Source organism: Okeania sp. SIO3B5 (assembly GCF_010692555.1).
In the GTDB taxonomy this organism is placed as follows: Bacteria; Cyanobacteriota; Cyanobacteriia; order Cyanobacteriales; family Microcoleaceae; genus Okeania.
This window is the reverse complement of record NZ_JAAHHG010000028.1, coordinates 26,447-47,995: the sequence shown is the minus strand read 5'-3', so window position 1 is coordinate 47,995 and position 21,549 is coordinate 26,447. Positions and strand designations below refer to the sequence as shown.

Annotated in this window: 18 protein-coding genes; 12 read left to right on the top strand and 6 right to left on the bottom strand. The window is 36.4% G+C overall.

Annotated features, from left to right (window positions below; all coding sequences use genetic code 11):
- Nucleotides 1-421 precede the first annotated feature (421 nt).
- The 5 genes from F6K54_RS06575 to ntcA form a co-directional block, all read right to left on the bottom strand.
- Complete coding sequence (locus F6K54_RS06575) at nucleotides 422-3,679, bottom strand: CHAT domain-containing protein (RefSeq protein WP_293075811.1); 3,258 nt, start codon at nucleotides 3,677-3,679, stop codon at nucleotides 422-424.
- A 1,577-nt stretch (nucleotides 3,680-5,256) separates the two neighbouring features.
- Nucleotides 5,257-6,117: a pentapeptide repeat-containing protein gene (locus tag F6K54_RS06570; protein WP_293075809.1), complete on the bottom strand. Its 861-nt coding sequence runs from the start codon at nucleotides 6,115-6,117 to the stop codon at nucleotides 5,257-5,259.
- Between the two features lie 111 nt (nucleotides 6,118-6,228).
- On the bottom strand, nucleotides 6,229-6,639 hold the full coding sequence (locus tag F6K54_RS06565) for a pre-16S rRNA-processing nuclease YqgF (RefSeq protein ID WP_293075807.1): 411 nt from the start codon (nucleotides 6,637-6,639) through the stop codon (nucleotides 6,229-6,231).
- Nucleotides 6,640-7,443: 804 nt separating this feature from the next.
- Nucleotides 7,444-8,076 carry a DUF3084 domain-containing protein gene (locus F6K54_RS06560; protein ID WP_293075805.1) on the bottom strand — a complete coding sequence of 211 codons (633 nt, stop codon included), beginning with the start codon at nucleotides 8,074-8,076 and terminating at the stop codon, nucleotides 7,444-7,446.
- 712 nt (nucleotides 8,077-8,788) lie between these two features.
- Nucleotides 8,789-9,460 carry a global nitrogen regulator NtcA gene (ntcA, locus tag F6K54_RS06555; protein ID WP_124146907.1) on the bottom strand — a complete coding sequence of 224 codons (672 nt, stop codon included), beginning with the start codon at nucleotides 9,458-9,460 and terminating at the stop codon, nucleotides 8,789-8,791.
- 313 nt (nucleotides 9,461-9,773) lie between these two features.
- On the opposite strand from ntcA, the gene fabI reads away from it, so the two are divergent.
- The 12 genes from fabI (at nucleotide 9,774) to F6K54_RS06495 (ending at nucleotide 19,995) form a co-directional block, all read left to right on the top strand.
- Nucleotides 9,774-10,550 carry an enoyl-ACP reductase FabI gene (gene fabI, locus F6K54_RS06550; protein WP_293075802.1) on the top strand — a complete coding sequence of 259 codons (777 nt, stop codon included), beginning with the start codon at nucleotides 9,774-9,776 and terminating at the stop codon, nucleotides 10,548-10,550.
- 50 nt (nucleotides 10,551-10,600) lie between these two features.
- A complete protein-coding gene (locus F6K54_RS06545) occupies nucleotides 10,601-10,726 on the top strand; it encodes a hypothetical protein (RefSeq protein WP_293075801.1) in 126 nt (41 codons plus the stop codon).
- A 312-nt stretch (nucleotides 10,727-11,038) separates the two neighbouring features.
- Nucleotides 11,039-11,683, top strand: a complete 645-nt coding sequence (gene hisB / locus F6K54_RS06540; RefSeq protein ID WP_293075799.1) for an imidazoleglycerol-phosphate dehydratase HisB — start codon at nucleotides 11,039-11,041, stop codon at nucleotides 11,681-11,683.
- 178 nt (nucleotides 11,684-11,861) lie between these two features.
- Nucleotides 11,862-11,996, top strand: coding sequence for a hypothetical protein (locus F6K54_RS06535; protein ID WP_293075797.1), 135 nt, complete (start codon nucleotides 11,862-11,864; stop codon nucleotides 11,994-11,996).
- A gap of 73 nt (nucleotides 11,997-12,069) precedes the next feature.
- Nucleotides 12,070-12,537 (top strand): hypothetical protein, encoded by a 468-nt coding sequence (locus F6K54_RS06530; RefSeq protein ID WP_293075795.1) that lies wholly within the window; start codon nucleotides 12,070-12,072, stop codon nucleotides 12,535-12,537.
- Between the two features lie 64 nt (nucleotides 12,538-12,601).
- A complete protein-coding gene (locus F6K54_RS06525; RefSeq protein ID WP_293075793.1) occupies nucleotides 12,602-13,243 on the top strand; it encodes a type I restriction endonuclease in 642 nt (213 codons plus the stop codon).
- 174 nt (nucleotides 13,244-13,417) lie between these two features.
- Nucleotides 13,418-13,654 carry a hypothetical protein gene (locus F6K54_RS06520; RefSeq protein ID WP_293075791.1) on the top strand — a complete coding sequence of 79 codons (237 nt, stop codon included), beginning with the start codon at nucleotides 13,418-13,420 and terminating at the stop codon, nucleotides 13,652-13,654.
- 210 nt (nucleotides 13,655-13,864) lie between these two features.
- Nucleotides 13,865-14,215, top strand: coding sequence for a DUF6883 domain-containing protein (locus F6K54_RS06515; RefSeq protein ID WP_293075789.1), 351 nt, complete (start codon nucleotides 13,865-13,867; stop codon nucleotides 14,213-14,215).
- On the top strand, nucleotides 14,212-14,526 hold the full coding sequence (locus F6K54_RS06510; protein WP_293075787.1) for a DUF4926 domain-containing protein: 315 nt from the start codon (nucleotides 14,212-14,214) through the stop codon (nucleotides 14,524-14,526). Before F6K54_RS06515 ends, F6K54_RS06510 begins: the two co-directional genes overlap by 4 nt.
- Nucleotides 14,527-14,575: 49 nt before the next feature.
- Nucleotides 14,576-16,135 carry an ATP-binding protein gene (locus tag F6K54_RS06505; protein ID WP_293075785.1) on the top strand — a complete coding sequence of 520 codons (1,560 nt, stop codon included), beginning with the start codon at nucleotides 14,576-14,578 and terminating at the stop codon, nucleotides 16,133-16,135.
- Nucleotides 16,136-16,363: 228 nt separating this feature from the next.
- Nucleotides 16,364-18,799, top strand: coding sequence for a hypothetical protein (locus F6K54_RS06500; protein WP_293075783.1), 2,436 nt, complete (start codon nucleotides 16,364-16,366; stop codon nucleotides 18,797-18,799).
- Nucleotides 18,796-19,995, top strand: a complete 1,200-nt coding sequence (locus F6K54_RS06495) for an AAA family ATPase (RefSeq protein WP_293075782.1) — start codon at nucleotides 18,796-18,798, stop codon at nucleotides 19,993-19,995. Before F6K54_RS06500 ends, F6K54_RS06495 begins: the two co-directional genes overlap by 4 nt.
- Before the next feature lie 145 nt (nucleotides 19,996-20,140).
- Here F6K54_RS06495 and F6K54_RS06490 read toward each other — a convergent pair whose 3' ends face one another.
- Nucleotides 20,141-21,163 (bottom strand): DUF3179 domain-containing protein, encoded by a 1,023-nt coding sequence (locus F6K54_RS06490; RefSeq protein ID WP_293075780.1) that lies wholly within the window; start codon nucleotides 21,161-21,163, stop codon nucleotides 20,141-20,143.
- Nucleotides 21,164-21,549 lie beyond the last annotated feature (386 nt).

The window sequence follows — 21,549 nt, the reverse complement described above, 5'->3', positions numbered from 1 at the left end:
GCAAGCCCTAAGTAGAGATATTTTTACCAATGGATAATGGATAATTGATAATTGATAATTAGGGTTTGCTGAAAAAGTCTTATGGGTGAGGGTAGGAGACAGGAGACAGGAGACAGGAGACAGGATAAATGGGAATGAGCGAGGAAGTAGGAGTAAGAATTGTAAGAGTGATTTTTCTGCCCAACTCTGGCCTAAAATACTAACTTTTTGAGCGTTTTAGACTAAAAACCAGGTACTTTTTTCGTTCCTAAAAAGGCTAAAACCTTTATCTGTAAAGACTTTTAGATTTAATCAGCAAACCCTAATTAATCACCAAAGGTTGAAAGCCTCTCATGAGCAAGGAGAAAAAAAAGAAATAAGATTTCTGCTTAATTCAATTTCGTAACGGTTAAAACCTGAGGTAATTATTAATTATTAATTATTAATTATTAATTGTTGAAATACCTTGAGAAATAAAACCTGCCCAGTAGTAAGGATGAGTAAATGGAAGACTCTGTTGACAAAACCATGATAAGAGTTCTTTTTTTTGTTGTATTTTTTCTGAATTTTCGTGTTTCTTGTATTCTTCCAAATATCCTTCTAGTTGCTTTTTATAACGACTAAGCTGAGTTCCTGTTAAATAACGAAGTTGATTTTGTGCTTTTTTAAATGCTTCCGAACGGCTATATTTTTGGCGATGTTGATAGTAGAAAATGCAAAATAATGCTGTAGCTAAGTCTTCTACTAACCATAATGAACTAATTACATGACGGGCACCTGCACTAATAAAAGCACTAGCAAATGTAAGAATTTCGTCATAAATTTTAGTTTGATTGAGATTAATTTCGCAACTGGAAAGAAATACATCAAATAATTCTGGTAAACGCCAAGCAAAAACTTTACTAAGAACTATCTCTCCATCAAATAATTTTAGTTTTGATGCTAAGGGATTGACAATATTTACTTGAGAAATGTGACTGGAATGTAGCACTTCTAGTTGTTGAATAAAGTTGTGGTAGTTATTAATTTTTGCCTGACTATATTGCAGACGTTTTTGTGGAGAAATTAAGTACATATTTGCTAGAGTTTCACATTCATATCTTGTATAAAACTTATTTGTTATAGGAGTTTCCACAATTCCTATTTTACGGGGATTATTAATGAGCGTTCGCTCTGAGCAATAATTGAGAATGTGACAACTAGGTAAAATTCTTAAACGGAAATAATCACACAAATACTTTGTTTCTTTTTCTCTAGTAACTGGTAAAGCAGCGTAAGGTATTTGATGTAGATATAAATGGGGAATAATAATTAATTCTTTTATTTCATTCAGTTGTTCTATAGATTGATTTAATTCTAACTTTTCTGATAATTCTGAAAGAAAAGCCTCCATTTGATTCTGCCATTCACTACTATTTTCTGCATGGAGTTTAAACCAATTATCATGTATCCAAGTTTGTAATTTATCAATTCCCTCTCCTTGACAAATATGAACAGTAAGTTGCTGCTGAGTCAGAAGGAATATATAGGTATTATTTCTGGTTGAATAAAAATCTATAATGGCAGTTTGTTCATCCTTTACTAACTGCTGAATATCTGAAAAACTCAGATATGTAACTTGTAACTGTTCCGCTAGTACGCGATCGCTATTCCAAATCTTTTGCCAAACTTTTTGCTGTTTTTCTTTCAATAAAGAAATCTTTTCTTGATTCTCTGATTTAATTTCTTTGATGCTAAACTTACTTCCCACTGTAATTGGTTGATTAATTCTAGTACTATCAAAATTGAGCTGATTAATTTGTTGTTGTAAATCATAATATTCTTCTACTTCTGCTGGCTTTTCCTCATTTTTATCAATGTCGTCGATCATCATTAACTCTACTAAACGACGAGAGCGAGAAGCTTCTACATATTCTAATGCTTGTTCATATTCCTCAATCTTGACATAACATTCTACTATGTTGCCATACATATAAATTGATTCAGCTAACATTTCTTGGTAAGATATTTCGGTATTTGCCAAACTTTGAGTTATTTCTAGCAATTGAATTGCTACTTGATAACTTTCAATAGCAAGTTGCCAATTTTCCTGTTGAAATCCTAAATCGCCTAATTTACGATATATTTGTAGACATTCAAGTGGAAAACTTTCTACAGTAAAAATATTTAATGCTTGTTGATATGCGGTAATAGCTAATTCAATATTTTGATAAAAATCAGCAATATTTTCTATATTTTCTATGACTTTATAACTATAAGCATCACCAAGATTTTTTTGAATAATTCCCCACCATAAAGCAAATTTTTCTGGATTAATAACTTCCAACACTTGTCGATTGACTGCAATTGATAGTTCAATATTTTCGACTCTTTCTACAGTATCTAGGTGGAGGTAAGCAGTGCCAAGATTTATGGAAATTATTACCCAATCTAATAGACGATCGATGGGAGTAATTTCTGTTAATGCTTGTTGATAAGCTGTAATAGCTAGTTCAATATTTTGGCTTTTTTTTCCTGTGAATCTATTTAAGTAAGCAGTGCCCAGATTTTTTTGAATATTTGCCCATTGGTAAGGTTTATTTTCCCTATTAATAATTTTTAATGCTTGCTGATAAGTTACAATTGCTTGCTCAATATTTTCCTCTAGATTGTCTGTCATTCTATTTAGATAAGCATTACCAAGATTGTTTTGAGTTACTGCCCAGTCTAGAGGCTTTTCTTCTTGATTAATAACTTGCAATGCTTTTTTGTAAGCATCTATTGCTAATTCAATATTCTCGCCGACTTTTCCTGTAATTCTTGTTAAGTAGGTATTAGCTAAATTATTTTGAATAGTTGCCCATTGTTGGGGAGAATTTTCTTTGGTAATAATTTGCAATGCTTTTTGATAAGTGACTATTGATTGTTCAATATTTTTGGCTTTATCCCCTTCAATTCTATGATTATAAGCGTTGCCTAAATTACTTTGAATTATTGCCCAATCTTGGGGACTATCTTCTGGATATATTAATTTTAATGCTGATTGATAAATTTCTATTGCTTGCTCAATATTTACAGATTTATCTCCATAGATTCTGTTGAGATAAGCAGTACCAAGATTGTTGGTAATGCTTACCCAATGATGAGTTTTAGAAGCATTATTGTATACAGTTAATGCTGTTTTATATCCCGTAATTGCTATTTCTAAATTATTGGCTTTATCCCCAAGAGTAAACTCTTGTATCTGGTTACTGAAGTTAACTATATCTACAGCAATACTATGAGCTTCTTCTGGTTTAATTTCTACTAAGGTTGAGGTGGCCCAAGTTTGTAAGGTTTCTGCTAAACCTAGATCTAATTTATTTAGGTTTTCTTGCAAAATAGGGTAGATAATTTGAGGATCGTTTTTGCTTTCGTGGGTTGCTTGTAATACCTGGGTTAAGAATGTCAAATATTCTAATGGGGTTGCTGTTACTGAGGTGTTTTCTGTAATTGAGATTTCTAATTTTTCGGAGAGTTCTACTGCTAAGGTTAGTAAGAGTTCTTGAGCTTCCTGGTTTCCTTTTTCTGCTGATGTCTGTGCCAGCATGATTATTGTTTGGAGTAATCCTTTATCTAGTAATTCTTGGTTAGTTGCGAGGATTTTATCTGTTCTTTCTGTGGGGCTATTTAATAGTTCTTGAATTAGATTTATATAGGTTTGGATGCGGTTTTGATTCATTTTTATATATACTTTTTGTCTATAGCGCTGTACACAGGCAATAGGCAACAAGCAACAGGCAACAGGCAACAGGGGGGACAAAAAGCTGTTTGCGCAGCACCTCCGTTGGAATAATATCAGACTTTTAGCTATTGGACACTTCCTGTAATTTGTAAATATGCCAGCGCACATTGCTATACCTACTAATACTTAGGGTTTGCTGATTAGATCTTAAATAATTACCAGATAAAGGTAAGTGCCTTTTTAGGTATTGAAAAAGTACATGGTTTTCAGCTTTTCATGCTCATGCATGGAGCGCATTTTTAGCGCATAGTTGGGCAAAAAAAATCTCCCCTACTCCCCTACTCCCCCGCTCCCCTACTCCTTAAAAAAGACTTTTTCAGCAAACCCTACTTAGGTAGTACGCTTAAGTGGCTCTAAAATCCGTAGAATCTATATGTAATGCTTAAAAATTTTGCTTTGGGTGTACCTAGGCTTTGCTGAATAAAGTCTTTTTTTCAGAGGAGGAGCCAGAATTCAGAATCCAGAATCCAGAATCCAGAATCCAGAATCCAGGAGGAATGAGATTCCGAGAAGAGGTAGTCAGAAGAATTTTCCCTTGGTTTTCTACCCCTCGAAATGCCCAAAATCCCAGATTTTTGAACTGGAATTACCTAAAAGCTGGTACTTCCTTAGCTTAGTACCAGCAAAGACTGAAACCTTTGCCAGTAAAAACTTTGATATTTAATCAGCAAGCCCTACTTAGGGTTTGCGCTCAAAAGTCTTTTTGTTGAGGTAGGAGTCAGGAGACAGGAGACAGGAGACAGGAGAAATGGCTTGGGAGCGAGGAGGTAGGAGCGGGCGTTTTGTCCCAAGATTGTTCTGCCCAACTATGCGCCTAAAATACGCTCCTTTTTGAGCGTGAAGAGCTGAAAAGCTTGCACTTTTGTTTACCCCAAACAGGCACTTGTCTTTATATGTCAATGCTTTTAGATTTAACCAGCAAGCCCTACTTAGTGGGTTCAGGGCCAACGCATCTTGTCAATAAAGTAGGGGTAATTATCAATAAACCGGGGTTTATTGCGCTTGTTGACAATATAATTTCCACATATAGTGTTTATAAAATTAAATAAACACTACACATAGGAATCAGCAAAATTAGATGCGTTTGCCCTGTTAGTGGGTTTATTAAGTTGAATAGAAAATCAAGCTTGCAGACATAGTAAATCTTTTTAAATAACTATATCATTATTTTCTCATTTTTCAGCCGATTACGATTTTTGTCGATTTTTTTAATTTTAGATTTTTAATTTAAAATTTGATATTTATTATATTCGTTTGAACAATAAGCAATAGCTGATAGCTGATAGCTGAATGCTTACTGTAGTTATAACTATATATTTAACTATTAGACATCTCCAGAAAAGAGAGAGTAGGGAGTAGACAGTAGGGAGTAGGGAGTAGGGAGAAATAATTGATAATTTCTGTATGAGAATTGATTTTATTTTTGATTTTTGGAGATGTCTATTTAATCTGTATATCGATCTTGTCAGTTAATCTTTCAAATCAAGAAAAATTGAGATTAATTAAAAGCTGAATTATCTGGCAGTAGCAAAACTAAAATATAACCTTGTTGATTCTGGTAACGTTGTATTTACGAACTTTACTTTTTCTAGATTTGCTCCAATAAATGTTGCTTCATCCAAATTAGCTTCACTCAAATTAGCTTCATAAAGTTTACTCCAATTCAAATTTGCTTTGACTAAATAAGCTTGTGTTAAATTTGCTTTTGTTAAATCTGCACTATTTAATTTAATACTACGCATTAGAGCATTGCTGAAGTTGGCTGTTATTAAATTTGCTCCTTCTAAATTGGCCCCATTTAATTTAGCTTCACTAAAGTTAACTCCATTCAAGTCTGCTCCACTCAAATCTATTCCGCTCAGGTAAGCTTTTCTAAAGTTAACTCCTGTCAGTTGAGCTGCAAATAGTTTAGCTGCCATTAATTTTGCGTCGTACATATTAGCCCAATTAAGATTAACACCTGTGAGGTTAGATTCTCGTAGATTAGTTGATTCTAAAGTAGCACTACATAGGTTAGCACTCCATAAATTAGTTTTTGTCAGATTAGCTCCTGTCAAATTAGCTCCTGTCAGATTAGCTCTAGGAAGTTTTGATTTTATTAAAAAAGCTCCACTGAGATTAGCTTTGATCAGGTTAGCGTCGGCCATTTTTGTTTCACCCATTTTGGCAAAGCTCAGGTTAGCTCTGTGTAATAATGCCTGATTGAGTTGAGTTTTTGTGAGGAATGCTCTAGTTAGATTTGCTCCTGTTAAATTAGCTTTCGAGAGATTAACGCCTATTAGAATTGCTCCTCTTAAGTCAGCTCCAGCTAAATTCAGTCCACTAAAGTTTCTTTCTCCTTGTTCGTATCGCTGGATCAGTTCTTGTTCTTTCATGGCTCTATAATTTTCTGAATTTAATGTAAGTTATTAAATCTTTACTTAATATTTTATTATAGCTTTCTTAATTTTAGAAATAGATTAAATTTATGAATAGGTTAAAATTAACTATAAACTATAGAGTGAGTCACTTTTTAAGTATCTTTCTATCAAAATTATCGCGACAATATCATCTACTGGTTGAGGTGGAATTCTCATTCCTAGAGGAATTAGACGAAAAATACCTTGAGGAGGATACATTTGCCAATAGCGATCGCGAGCTTCTAAACTAGAATAACGTTCATCTATTTTGATAATTGGTACTGTTTTTGAAATGATTTTTGTGAGGCTTTGTTTCCAAGTTTTTGAGGTTGTTTGATCGCCAATCACAATTAAATCAATGTCAAATTTTTGATGTAAGTTTTTGATTGTTCTGACAACTTCTAGAGATTCTACAACTTGGTGGTAGTGTAGTTGTTTTTCTCTATCCATAAGTGCAATACCACACTTTTGGCTACCTGGGTCAAATCCTAAAATCATGTTTAGATATCTTTAATTTGCTGACTAGATTAATCTTTTTTATTGAGATTTTACTTTTTGTTGTAACTTTTCTCAGTTGCATAAATTAAGCAATTAATAATTAACAATTAATAATTACTTCTCCTGAAAATTATGTAAGCATTCAGCCGTCAGCCATCAGCTATTGCTTTTAGTTGGCGATAAAAGCTTTATTAATTCTCTTACTAAAAAAGTTGGCTTCCTTGCCCTTAAAGTCTATATTAATTTAAATAGTTTCCTATATGAGAGAGTATTGTTGCTGATAGCTGACAGCTAATAGTTGAATGCTTACGATTACCACAACCCCTTTATCGTAGTTAACTCAATTCCATATTATATAAAAAATTTTGTCTACTAAAATAAGGGTGGTATGGTAACCGGATTTAATATTATTTATTCTATAAAAAAAATGCTTTAAACTTTAATTATTCATTAATTCGGTAAAAAAAATGGTAAGCATTCAGCCGTCAGCCATCAGCTATTGCTTTTAGTTTAGGAGAAAAGCAATATTTAACTGTCTTACTACAAAAGTTGCCTCCCTTGCCCTTAAAGTCTATATTAATTTAAACACCGTCTTTTAAGGAGAGAGTCTTTTTGCTGATAGCTGACAGCTAATAGCTGAATGCTTACAAAAAATGTAATTTTAGGGAGTAGATATAAAGGTAAGGTATAGCAGTCGAAGGAAAGGTTAGGACAGTTCAAAAGTTTAACACTCAGACAAAGTAATACTTTTCCTTCTTCCTTCTTCTTTCTTTCTTCTTCCTTCTGCTATAAAGTGCTATATTTTTAATCTTTTAATATTTTTTGACGCTCTATTTGCAATTGTTCAATTTCTTGTCTCAAAGTTTCTTTTTGTTGTACTATACTATTCAATTGGTTTTGAGTTAAATTAAGTTCAGCTTCAGTTCTAGCTTTTGCTTTTTGAACTTGCCCTAGTTCTTCTTGAGTACGGTTTTTTACTGCTTGAACTTGATTTAATTGCTCTTTAGTTATTTTTAGTTGGAACTCTATTTCTGCTTTTTGGACTAAAGCTTTTTCCAAAGACTGATTAACTTGATTCAATTGCTTTAGAGATAATTCTAAATCAGCTTTTGCTTTTTGTAATTCATTTTTGATTAGAGTTGTTTCAAGTTCAGCTTTTGTAACTTCCTTGCGAGTTTCATTAAGCTTGGTTTGGATTTCATCTATTCTGAAAACACCTTTTCTTAATGGTTTGCTAGTTGCAAATAGGATAGCTAAGGTTAATGCTGAAAGAATACTGCCAGTGATCATGGTTACCAATACAGCAGTATCGCGGGGCCTAAGATTAAAAAGTCGTAGTCTAGCTTTACCTACCTTTGTACCTAGGCGATCGCTAATAGTAGCGATGACACCACCTAAAACCAGAATTGCTAATACTAAGATAATACCGGCGGTCATTAATGGCTGCTGGTAGTAGTTTAATTTTAAGGTTGCCTTTAGTTTATTGTCTCAGGCTACTATGCCTAATATCAAAAATTATAGACAGTAATTATTTATTTGACTAGCTGTTAAATATAAAATTCTCTGGTTTCTATAAGGCAATCTCTTTGCTTAATTAATATTTTAAGAGAAAATAATATTTTCTCCTCAGATTGCCATTATAAAATTTTTTCAGTTTACCCTCAGCAGTTATTTCATCTTAATTTTTACAGATATTTGTGTCTTTGACTACTCCCCGGACTTAAGTCACGGGGATTCTAAGTTGATACTACGCAACACCGATAAATCCATGTTGCTTCGTTTTTTCCTAGCTGACCAAAGATATACTCTTTGGGGACAATTTCCGCAGTGCCCCTACACAGTCGGCTTAAGTTTAACCCATGCTTTGCTGCTTACTTTTGTGATTATATTTGCAGCCCCATTACAGTCTGCATTAATACACCAATTATTACCTGTTCTATACAAACCATGCTTAATTCTCTTTCCTGACGGTTTCCAATCATTGGGTTTCTCACCATAATTAGGTAGATTGTCACCATCTAAAAATGAAGCAATACTTGTATAACTTTCCTCGGTAAAATAAAATACCGAAGATTAAAATCCGACTCCTCGCCTTTCATCCATCGCTTAAAAGACGATGGCTTTCATGCTCCCGTGTAGTTTAGGTAAATCAGGTAAATTGTTGACTTAAAGCCACTGGGTTATGTACTGTAATTTTCTTCTTGTGAATAGATATCATCCCATCTTGCCGAAGGTCTCCGAGCAGACGAGTAACCGTCACCCTTGTTGACCCAATTGCTTCTGCAATTGCTTGGTGAGATAATTTCAAATCTATGGTAATCCCATCTTTGCTAGGAACTCCAAAATCTCGACAAAGGATTAACAAAAAGCTAACCAGTCTAGACCCCATATCCCGGTGTGCCAAAGTTTCAATCATCATCTCTGTCTGTAAAATTCGAGATGAAAGTCCACGCAATAAGACAACTGACAAATCTGGATCTTCTCTGAGAGCTTTCTCCACCTGGTCAATTGGCACAGATATTAATTCTACTGGCGTAAAAGCCACTGCATGGTAGAAACGGTCAGACTTATGGCCTGTAATTAGAGACAATACTCCAAATACACTATTTTCCCGGAGCAAGGCCACTGTAATTTCATCTCCTGCTTCATACACCCTTGATAGCTTCACTGCGCCTTTAATGAGAACGTAGACGCGCTCTGCAGGGTCTCCTGGAAAAAATATTGTCTTACCCCGTTCAAAAGTTTCTACAACTGGCGGATATGACCCACCAGATATATTACGGAAAACTGCTGCTAGCGGTCTATCATGCGTCACGACCAATTTCCTTACTCTCTAATAACTAACTAAATGTCTCTTAACCTTAAATAGCTCAGTTCCTGAAATATACTATGTAATTTTCAACATATTGCTATATATATATTTAATACTTACTTGATTTTATATATTTGTATAGATTAGGGGATTGACACTGAGAAATTTAACTTCTAATTATGGCCATAAGCGCTAATCTTATCTATAAATTTGCTTGATGTCAAAGATGCTATGTATTATAGCTTCTAAGTATGAAATTAAATTTTAGACTTTATTATTTGATTGAAAATTTTACTATAGTTTCTCAATAAATCAAGGTATTATGTTAGATTTAACAGGAAAAAATGCTCTAGTAACAGGTATTGCGAATAATCGTTCTATTGCATGGGGAATTGCTCAACAACTCTACAAAGCTGGAGCAAATTTGGGTGTCACTTTTTTACCGGACGATAAGGGTAGATTTGAAAAGAAGGTTTGGGAGTTAGTAGAACCTTTGAGTCCTTCTTTATATTTACCTTGTAATGTTCAGGACGACGAACAGGTGAAGGCTACTTTTGCTGCAATAGGGGAAAAATGGGGTAAGTTGGATATTTTGATTCATTGTTTGGCCTTTGCAGGTAAGGATGAATTGTCTGGGGATTTTAGTAAAACTAGCCGTGAAGGGTTTACTCGTGCTTTGGAAATTAGTTCTTATTCTCTGATTGATTTGAGTTCCGAAGCGAAAGAACTGATGACCGAAGGAGGGAGTATTGTAACTCTGACTTATTTGGGGGGCGTGCGGGTAGTTCCTAATTATAATGTGATGGGCATTGCTAAGTCTGCTTTGGAGATGAATGTTCGTTATTTGGCAGCGGAACTTGGGCAGAAAAATATTCGGGTCAACGCTATTTCTGCTGGTCCAATTAAAACTTTGGCTTCTTCGGCAGTGGGTGGTATTAAGGATATGATTCATCATGTGGAACAAATAGCTCCATTACGTCGGACTGTGACTCAAATTGAAGTTGGTAATACTGCTGCTTTTTTGTGTAGTGATCTGTCAAGTGGCATTACTGGTCAGGTTATCTATGTGGACTCTGGTTATGAAATTATGGGAATGTGAGTTTTAAGTCAAAAGTCAAAAGTCAAAAGTCAAAAGTGAAGAAAGTATAGGTGAAGTCAAAAGTCAAAAGTCAAAAGTCAAAAGTCAGAAGTGAAGAAAGTATAGGTGAAGTCAAAAGTCAAAAGTCAAAAGTCAAAAGTGAAGAAAGTATAGGTGAAGTCAAAAGTCAAAAGTGAAGAAAGTATAGGTGAAGTCAGTAGGGGTAAATAGCCATTCGCCCCTACATTTGTGATACGGACTATATTTGAGAATGTCCTAATTGTGATGGCAACTGCTATTTATAGCAGTAGAGTTTCCCGATTGACTTAAGTTAAGGTTGGGTTTGGTGGGTTGTTGTTGGGTTTCCTGCGTCAACCCAACCTACTGGACTGACATGGGGGAATGGGGCGGGTTCATCTAAATTTAATGTTGAGCAATTAACATATAGTGCGGAACCTGCCCCTAATATTGAAAAATTAAAATTCAAAATTTATATTTATATTTTTATTATGCAAATAAGCGATCGCCCTTCTCAATCTACTATTACAGAAAAACTTGATTTGCCTGCTAGAGTTGCTTCGGTGAAACGAACTACTGGAGAAACTGATGTGACTGTTAGTCTTAATCTTGATGGTGTGGGTAATTGTAAGGCTAATACTGGAATTCCTTTTTTAGACCATATGTTGCATCAAATTTCTTCTCATGGACTAATTGATTTGGATGTCCATGCTGTGGGGGATATTGAAATTGATGACCATCATACTAATGAGGATGTGGGGATTACTTTGGGCCAGGCTTTAAAGCAGGCGTTGGGCGATCGCAAGGGTATTGTGCGTTTTGGTCATTTTCTGGCTCCTTTGGATGAGGCATTGGTTCAGGTGGCCTTGGATTTTTCTGGTCGTCCACATTTGAGTTATGGTTTGGAAATGCCTACTCAACGGGTTGGTAGTTATGATACTCAGTTGGTGCGGGAATTTTTTGTGGCTGTGGCTAATAATAGTTTGATGACTTTGCATATTCGGCAGTTGGCGGGGATTAATTCTCATCATATTATTGAGGCGGGGTTTAAAGCTTTTGCTCGTTCTCTACGGATGGCTACGGAAATTGACCCCAGGCGAGTTGGGGAAATTCCTAGTTCTAAGGGAGTTTTGTAGTTAAGAATTTAGAATTTAGAATTTAGAATTTAGAATTTAGAATTTAGAATTTAGAATTCAGGAGTCGGGAGTTAGCAGAACAATAAAACCTGGGTAGTGCGGGCATCTTGCCTGCGAAGAAAGGAGTCAGGAGTCAGGAGTCAGAAGTCAGAATAAAATTTTGTGTGAAAGATTATAGATGGCAGATAAAGACAAAAAAAGAAAGCGGTTTAGTCACTGGGCAGCATCTCCAGAAGATTGTGAGAATATGGCAAGGAGAAACCCTGGTTGGAATCTAGTTAAGATAGAAAATGATGGCTCGAATAGTATTTAGATACAGAATGTCAATTTGAAGAAACAGACGACCGTAGTCATACAACGGAATTTTATCAGGAGGATTAATAGGAGTGAATAATAAAACTTTTAGTGAAGAAGCTACAGCTATTATGTACTTCATTAAAGATGGTGAAAAGATGGTTTTAGAACCTAATTATTTGTCGCCAAAGTCTACTGTTAAACGCCATCTACAAACAAGTTATCAATGTGGAAAGTTTGATGAAAAACGAGAAATAGGTCGTCGTTTAACAATGTCTATTTTTGGAGCGCCGGGAAAACCTACTACTGAAATACCTACTGGATGGGTGGTAACGGATGTTTGTAGGTATTCTCCTAATGAAGGACAGATACCTTTATTTAAGGATATTGTTTTGGCATTTTGTGTTTATAAACCAATGACTCCTGATGAGGTAAAAGATTTTATTGAACCTATTGAATTAATGCCAGTAACTGTTGATTCTTTTGGTGGCGATGAACAGAAATATAAGGAGTGGTTAAAGAGTGATAAAAAAGTCACGAATGTAGTTCCTAATTTGTAGAGACTATTCCCTGTTCCCTGTTCCCTGTTCCCTGTTCCCTGTTCCCTAAAAGCAATGATTTTTAATGGTTAAAACTATTCAAGCTCAGGATATTACTCTAGAAGAATTACAAGAAAATTTCGGACTGCAACTAACAACTGATAGTAAATTTTTTCGAGAATGGCAAGATAATTTACCTTCTTTAACTGATGAAGAAAAACGCAGTTTAGAAAGAGTTAGAAGTAACTATTTTAACTTAGTTAATCGTCGCCCTTTATTGGAAGAGGGAGTCAAGTTGGTTATTTTAGCACCTTTACTAGATTTAGCTGGATTTTTTCAATCTCCCTTTTCCATAACAACTGAAACTTCTGTGGAAATTTCTGATGAAGATAATGATTTAATTGTTAGAGGTAGAATAGATGTTTTAGTTCTACAACAGAGATTTTGGATATTGGTTATTGAATCCAAAAGGACTAAATTTGATGTTACGGCAGCTCTACCTCAAGCTCTAGTTTATATGTTGAAAAACTCGCAACACGATCGGCCAACGTTTGCTTTTTTGCTGAATGGTAGAGAGTTTGTTTTTGTTAAACTTCAAAAAGCAGATGTTCCTATATATGGTCGTTCTTATGCTTTGTCTATTGAGAAAGAAAATGAATTGGAGCAAGTTTTAGCAGCTCTCAAAAATATTGGTAATTTAAGTTATCAGTTAACAATTAACAGTTAAACGAAACTGATAGCTGACAACGCAGAATGCTGACGATGATTTAAGCTATCCTAATTCCCTCCTTCCGTTCCCTATTCCCTGCTCCCTATTCCCTACTCCCTATAATTATGAAATTTAGAGGAAAAGATTATGATTAAAACGAATGTTAATATTACTCCAGAGGCTTAATCAATTTTGAAAAAAGCAGCGGCTAAAAAACAAGTATCTGTAGAAGAACTCGCTTCAGAAATATTAAATGAAGCTATTCAAAATAAGCGGGTTGAAGTTGTTAATATTAGTGAAAATAAAGAAGAATATCCTTCTAATCCATTGGCAAATAAACAGCCATATCTTGATTATGCCGATCCCCAAGAACCAGCTATTTCTGTAGAAGACTGGGATATGGAGACTTGTTATGAAGAGGTTTTATGATTGTTCTAGACACTCATATTTTTGTTTGGTGGAACCATAATGACCCTAAACTAAGAGGAAAAAGCTACGAATGTAGGTGTTTATTAATAAACATAATTCTAATAAACGCCATCTAGTAGAATAGTAAATAAAGAATGGATAGCATAGCACTCTTTAACTGGCTAGTCTTGGGTGCTGTTATCTACTTATTCTTTAAAAGAAGCATACAATATGAAACTGAGAGAAATTATCAACCAAATTACGATTAATCCTCGTAAACTAACAGAATATGCTCTCAATCCTGAGAACCCGAAAGGTGCTAATAAAGCTCTCATGTTTGAGCGTCATTTGGGTTTCACAAAAGATAATTATGAACTACTATTAGAACAAATTTCTACTCAAGCTTTAGAAGCCGAAGCTATTTTTAAATCTAGCGATGAACATGGCGATCGCTATCAAATAGATTTAGAAATTATCGGCACACAAGAAGGACAAAAAGAGATTGTTCGTACAGGATGGATTGTTGAACGAGGGATTAATACTGCTAGATTAATTACCTTATATGTGAGGAAAAGATTATGATTAAACCTGAGTTATTTGATGTTGTTGAATTATTAGTTAATTTACCTTCAGATCAACAATTTATAGGCAATAGAGGGACAATTGTTGAATGTTATAATGATGGAAAATATGAAGTTGAATTTTCTAATGAACAAGGAGAAACTTTAGCCTTATGTAGTCTAAGTAATAATCAATTTATTGTTGTTTGGCAAGCTCAAACTAAGCAATGGTTAACTACAACAGATAAAGTTACTGCTCTGATTAATTTCCTTTCGGAAGAAAAAAGGGTGGAACTCTTAAACTTTGCTCTAGGTCTAATTGAAAAATCCTAGAAAAAACTTTCTGCTTTCGATTTGCTATTCCTAACTTGAGGTTTAATTTATGTTAGATAATATTGTTAAAACGATTATTAATGCTGCTAAATCTGCTGTTCCTCAAGCGATCGATGCAGCTCAACGAAATGAACTTGTTGTTAATACTTTAAAAAAATTAAAACTTGACCCTACACAACCTCCGAAAGATGTTGATGGGGTTTATGTTTATGCTTTGGTGGAATATGGTGTGGGTAAGGATGAGCCAATTTTGAAGCTTTTGCGGGAAAAGGAAATAAGAAAGGCTTTTTGGAGTGCCTATGCTGCCAATTCTCCTATAAGTTTCTGGAATAAAGCTGATGACTTTATTCAATCTTATGCTTTGGGGGATGAAATAAAAGAATCCGAGATTGACGTTAAGTCAGAATTAGAAGAATTTGGCCGAGTTTTTATTGATGTGGCGAAGCGGAGTAAATCTTTAGAATTTTGGCCTTATCCAGAATGGAATTTTGACGAATATCCGCCGGAGTTTAAGTCTTTAATTGAGGAAAAAATTAAGGCTTTTTGTGGTCGGGAATTTGTATTTAAGGAATTTGAGAATTTTATTAGGGATAATTCTAACGGTTATTTTACTGTGGTTGGAGAGCCGGGGATGGGCAAAAGTGCTATTGCTGCTAAATATGTTTATGACCATAAGTGTCCCTGTTATTTTAATATTCGTGCTGATGGTCGTAATAAACTAGAACTTTTTCTCGAGAGTATCCGCCAACAATTGATTAGACGCTATGAGTTGCAAGATGCCGATCGCCTTGGTTTGTCTGCTTTGCTGCAAAGGGTTAGTGAAAAGCTTCGGGGGCAAAAGTTGGTTATTGTGGTTGATGCTTTGGATGAGGTGGATCAAACTGGAGGCGGTAATATTCTTGATTTTCCGACGACGCTGCCGGATGGGGTTTATTTTTTCTTGACTAGGCGACCTTATGAACGTAAGAACAAACGTTTGAGTGTTTCTCCAGGGGGGGGGATGACAGAATTAGATTTGAGGGCGAGTCAATATCAGGGTTTGAGTCGGGATGATGTGAAAAAATATATCGGTTTTATGTTGAATGCAGACCGAGACTATGGGGTTAGGTTGCAAAACTGGGTGCAAGAGCGGGATATTAAAAAGGAAGATTTTATTGAGCAGGTGGCAGAAAAGAGTGAAAATAATTTCATGTATCTGCGTTATGTGTTACCGGATATTGCTAAAGGTAATTATCAAGATTTGATTTTGAAGGAATTGCCTGATGGTTTGCAAGATTATTATCAAAAACATTGGGCGCGAATGGGAATGGATGATAAACCCCAGAAAAATAAGCTTATTGTTTTGTTTATTTTGGTGGCAAGTCGGACTATGCCTACCCTGGACATGATTGCCAAATGGGGGCAACAGGAGGAGTCTGATGTGGAATATATTCTGGAAGAGTGGGTGGAATTTTTGAGTAAGCGGAAAATTGGGAAGGAAACTTGCTACGGCATCTATCATGCAAGTTTTCTTGATTTTCTCCAAGAGCAAAGGCAGTTGGGTAGTAACCGCAAGTTGTTTAAGGAAGTGAATGCACGGATGGCGGATGATTTATATTCCGATGTTTAGAAGTTGTTTAGGAAGTGTTGGGTGGAAGCGATCAATCTTTCTGATCCCCCCTAACCCCCCTTGAAAAGGGGGGGACCAGACTCTTTACTTTTATACTATTTTAAGGCTTTGTTGCATGAATCTTAATTCTTAAGCCCCCCTTGGTAAGGGGGGTTGGGGGGATCAAACCCAGTAGAGAGCTTTAACAAATATGAGTTAACAAAAAGTTTCTTAGACAGGAGTAATATTGTGGGGAAATTTGCTGAAAAATTAGCTTCTGCAACGCCTGCGCGTCAACGTGCGATGTTGGGTAATATTCATACTCTGGTGGAGTCAAAGCAATTGGAGAAGTATTACAAACTCCTGACTAATTTTGATTTCCTGGTAGCAAAGGTGCAACATTCTGAGTTTGGGGTGCAGGCGTTAATTGAAGATTACGATCTAGTTGAGGATGACAATGATAAAGTTAAAACTTTGAAATTAATTCAAGGAGCGTTGCGACTGTCGGCGCATATTTTGGAAAAGGATGGGGAGCAACTGGCAAGTCAGTTATGGGGGAGGACGCAGTATTTTCGCGAGCCAGAAATTTGGGAGTTACTGTTAGAAGCAAAGCAGAACAAACATAATATCTGGTTGCGACCCTTGACAACGAGCTTAATCACTCCTGGAGGGCCTTTGACCCGTACTCTTTCAGGTCATAGCGACTCGGTAAATGCTCTAGCAGTCACCCCTGATGGCAAGCAAGTGATTTCCGCCTCATTTGACAAAACAATCAAAGTCTGGAGTCTTGAAACAGGAGCAGAAATTCATACCCTTGTAGGTCATAGAAACTCAGTAATAGCTGTAGCAGTTACCCCCGATGGCAACCAAGTGGTTTCTGCTTCAGATGACAAAACAATCAAAGTCTGGAGTCTGGAGACAGGGGCAGAAACTCATACACTAAAAGGTCATAGAAACTCAGTAATAGCTGTAGCAGTCACCCTTGATGGCAAACAAGTGATTTCGGGTTCATGGGACAATACTATCAAAGTGTGGGACATTGAGACTGGAGCCAAAATTAAGACCCTAAGAGGTCATAGCGACCGGGTAAATGCTGTAGCAGTCACCCCTGATGGCAAACAAGTGATTTCGGGTTCATGGGACAATACTATCAAAGTGTGGAACATTGAGACTGGAGCCAAAATTAAGACCCTAAGAGGTCATAGCGACTGGGTAAACGCTGTAGCAGTCACCCCTGATGGCAAACAAGTGGTTTCGGGTTCATGGGACAATACTATCAAAGTGTGGGACATTGAGACTGGAGCCAAAATTAAGACCCTAAAAAGTCATAGGGAACTGGTAAATGCTGTAGCAGTCACTCCTGATGGCAAGCAAGTGATTTCTGCTTCAAAGGAAAACGCTATCAAAGTGTGGAACATTGAGACTGGAGCCAAAATTAAGACCCTAAGAGGTCATAGCAACTGGGTAAATGCTGTAGCAGTCACCCCTGATGGCAAGCAAGTGATTTCTGCTTCTAGTGACAACACTATCAAACTCTGGGATATGAAAACTGGGGAGGAAACTTATGCTCTAAAAGGTCATATTTGCTCGGTAAATACTGTAGCATTCACCCCTGATAGCAGACAAGCTATTTCCGCTTCAGATGACCATGCTGTTAAACTCTGGAGTCTGGAACGGGGAAGTAGGTTTATAGATGGTGACTACTCTCGAATTAGAAAAAATGAGGATTTTTCCTCTCTCTTTAGAAGATTCAGATTCAGATTGAGATATCCACTTGTAGAATATGACGATCTTTTTGATATTGACGATATTGACCGTATTTTATCACCCTTTAGATTGGGATTAACGTCTAACAACCTTTTTATACCAGCCTCAGCTAGAAGGCTATTCGAGAGGTCTTTTATAAGAGCTGTAGAAGTCACCCCTGATGGCGAGCAAGTAATTTCTGGCTTATCTGACAGTACTATCAAACTCTGGGATATGGAAACTGGGGAGGAAATTGGTATCCTCACAGGTCATAGCGACTCAGTAAATGCTTTAGCCGTCACCCCTGGTGGTAAGCAAGTGATTTCTGGTTCAAAGGATAATACTATCAAAGTCTGGAGTCTGAAAACTAGAAGAGGTGGCATTCATACCCCAACTCGAAGAGATATTTATACCCTAGCTGGAAAAGAAACTCACACCCTAAGAGGTCATAGCGACTGGGTAAATGCTGTAGTAGTCACCCCTGATGGTAAGCAAGTGATTTCTGGTTCAAAGGATAATACCATCAAAGTCTGGAGTCTGAGAACTGGGAGAGAAATTCAGACGCTAAAGGGTCATAGTGACTCGGTAAATGCGGTAGCAGTCACCCCTGATGGCAAACAAGTGATTTCGGGTTCGGATGATAACACTATCAAACTCTGGGATATGAAAACAGGGGAGGAAATTCAGACGCTAAAAGGCCACAGTGACTCGGTAAATACAGTAGCAGTCACCCCTGATGGCAAGCAAGCGATCTCTGGTTCAGGTGATAACACTATCAAAGTCTGGAGTCTGGAAACTGGGGCAGAAGTTGCCATTTTCACTGGAGAAAGTCCTGTAGAATGCTGTACTGTTGCACCCAATGGGATGACTATTGTAGTAGGGGAAGCTTCAGGAAACTTACATTTCTTCCGCCTGGAAGGAATGGAGAAACAACCATGAACAACAAACCTCAAATTCTCACTCCAACCACCCCCTACCCAACAATATTTCAACAATTCATTCAACAAAAAACTGAAAATTATGTCGATCGCTCTCTCATCTCCACCACCATCAATAACTTCCTCCAAAACCACAACCACGGTTACTTCACTCTCATCGGTTCCCCCGGTAGTGGTAAAAGTGCCATCCTCGCCAACTACACCATGCAAAACCCCCAAACTGTTTATTACACTGCGGAAGTTGAGGGCAAAAACCGCGCTGACGAATTTCTAATTACCATTTGCACCCAACTCATCCAAAAAATAGAAAACCAAAACCCCACCCTTCCCGACAATGTTACGGAAGGTAGTTGGTATCTATCCCTATTACTCCAGAAAATTAGCGACAACCTCACAGCAGAGGAAAAATTAATCGTAGTTGTGGATGGATGCGACAACCTCGATCCACAAAGTCAACCACGAGACTCCAATATATTCTACCTGCCCAGATATTTGCCCAAACAAGTCTATTTCCTCCTCGCCCGCAGACCATTTCTGAGAGCAAAATCTGGTTTATTAATTGAAACTCCTGCGGAAACACTGAATTTAGAAGAATATCCAGAACAAAACCGGGAAGATGCACGAGCTTATATTGAGCATTATTTGGCAATTCCGGGAGTAGGGGAAAATATTAAATCTTGGGTTGCTGAAAATTATTTGAGTGAGGCAGAGTTTTGTCGAGAGTTGGTGGTTGAGAGTGGGAATAATTTTATGTATTTGAGTCGGGTATTGGGTGTTATCCCCCCTAACCCCCCTTGGGAAGGGGGGGACCGGAATTCTAACCTCTTTTTGGAAGGGGGGGAGACAACTGTAGGGGCGAATGGCATTCGCCCTTGGAAGGTTCGATGGAATGTCCCTACGGCAGGTTTGGAGGAATATTATCAGGGTTTGTGGGAAAAAATGGGGGGTGAGGGTTTGTCAGAAATTGAGTTAGGAGTGCTGAGGGTGTTAGTGGAGGAAGAAGAAGCAGTTTCTGTGGAGGGGATAGAGCGATCGCTATGTTCTGGCAATGCTCAGTTCGTAGACATTGATGAATATGATATAGAAGAGGTGCTGGAAACTTGGGTAGAATTTTTACATCAGCAAGAAATTGGGGGAGAAATCTGTTATAGTCTGTATCATTGGAGTTTCTGTGACTTTTTGCGACTTAGGGTTTAGTATTTTCTGGGGAACGGGAATGAACGGAATGAACGGGCCAGAGGCCCATTCCACAAAACCCATTCCACAAAGCAAAGCAAAGCAAAGCAAAACAAAACTATCTGATAACTGATAACTGATAACTGATAACTGATAACTGAAATAGCTATTCTTGTGGAAAAAATGCTGGATAAACAAAGGCAAAAGCGGTTGAACTAGGGATAGTTGTACCATCGAATTCTTCAACAATGACGGTTTGCATTTTACTGTCCCATTTGGCACGAATTTTTCGCCCATTAAATTCTACAATTTTTTCTTTTAGTTGCTTAATTTCTGAATGTAAAAACTGAACACTACTACCTGAGAAATAATTTTCAGGTGTTTGTCGGTCTGCTTCCCAAACATAGCTAATAATAGCTTTAGGATGTTGATTAATTTTGTCTTGATTTCTGACTGGAAAAATCAACATTTTATCGGTATAGTAGCTGCCGTAAGGATAGTTAAAATAGTCACGTTTATAACCTGTTTTTGTAGATAAAATCTTACTATCAGGATGGGCTGCTAACCAATTTTCTAGAGTAGTTTTAATGGCAGAAATTCTATTTAAGTTACTGTTAACATTCCGGCCAAGAATACCAATGGCCCAAGGTTGAGAATAAAGAGTATCATTAGAGCGGTCGTACATAACTAAACAACTTTGATAAAGTTTGCCAGAAACTCCATAAGTTGTATTACCACGTTCAAATGCGATTATAGTGTCACAAAGAGGGCAATAAGAAACAGTAATTTTCATTCCTCCTACTGTATCATTAACAATTTCATGCCAATTCATAATGCCAAAAGGATAAGCAACAGCTTCACCATTTATTTCTATACCAATTACTGTTTCATTAGTTGAAAAAGGTGTTGTTGTGGCTGTATCAAATTTCGGTTTATCAATAGAAGGAATACCATCTTTTGGCGGTCCGCCATTCAAAAGTTGATCTAAATTAATTCGACTATATTTCTGAGGATCGAGGTTTTGTGCTTGAATATCTTGGAGTTCTTTATCTTGATTATTTAGATATTGTGTTAGATGAAAATAGCGCAGTTTAAAGTTATCCCAACTACCTGCTTGTATGACTATAGAACTCAAACCCAAGCTAGCAAATAAAGCAGTATTGAGGATGATTTTAGCTAGTTTTTTCATAATTCAATAAGGAAGAATTTAAGAATTTAGAATTTAGAATTTAGAATTTAGAATTACCTCTTCTTATAAATAAGAGGATTGATTAAAAGGATTTTTTTCTTCTTTTTTTTCCCTTTGAAAGGGGAAGCTAATAAAGCTGAATTATTTAATTAACAATTATTAATTATTCGGTAAGAAATAATATCGTCCGCTTGAATACTTATATTTTGGTGGAAGGAAGGCAGAAAGGTTTCTTCCAATTGTGACTTGATTCTATACACAAACGATGTTACTGGACATGATACAAGAAGGAAAAATTTTTCCTTCTTCCTTCTTCCTTCTTCCTTCTTTCTTCTGCTATAAAATTACAATATTTTCAATTTTAAGAATGGTGTATATACCTTAAA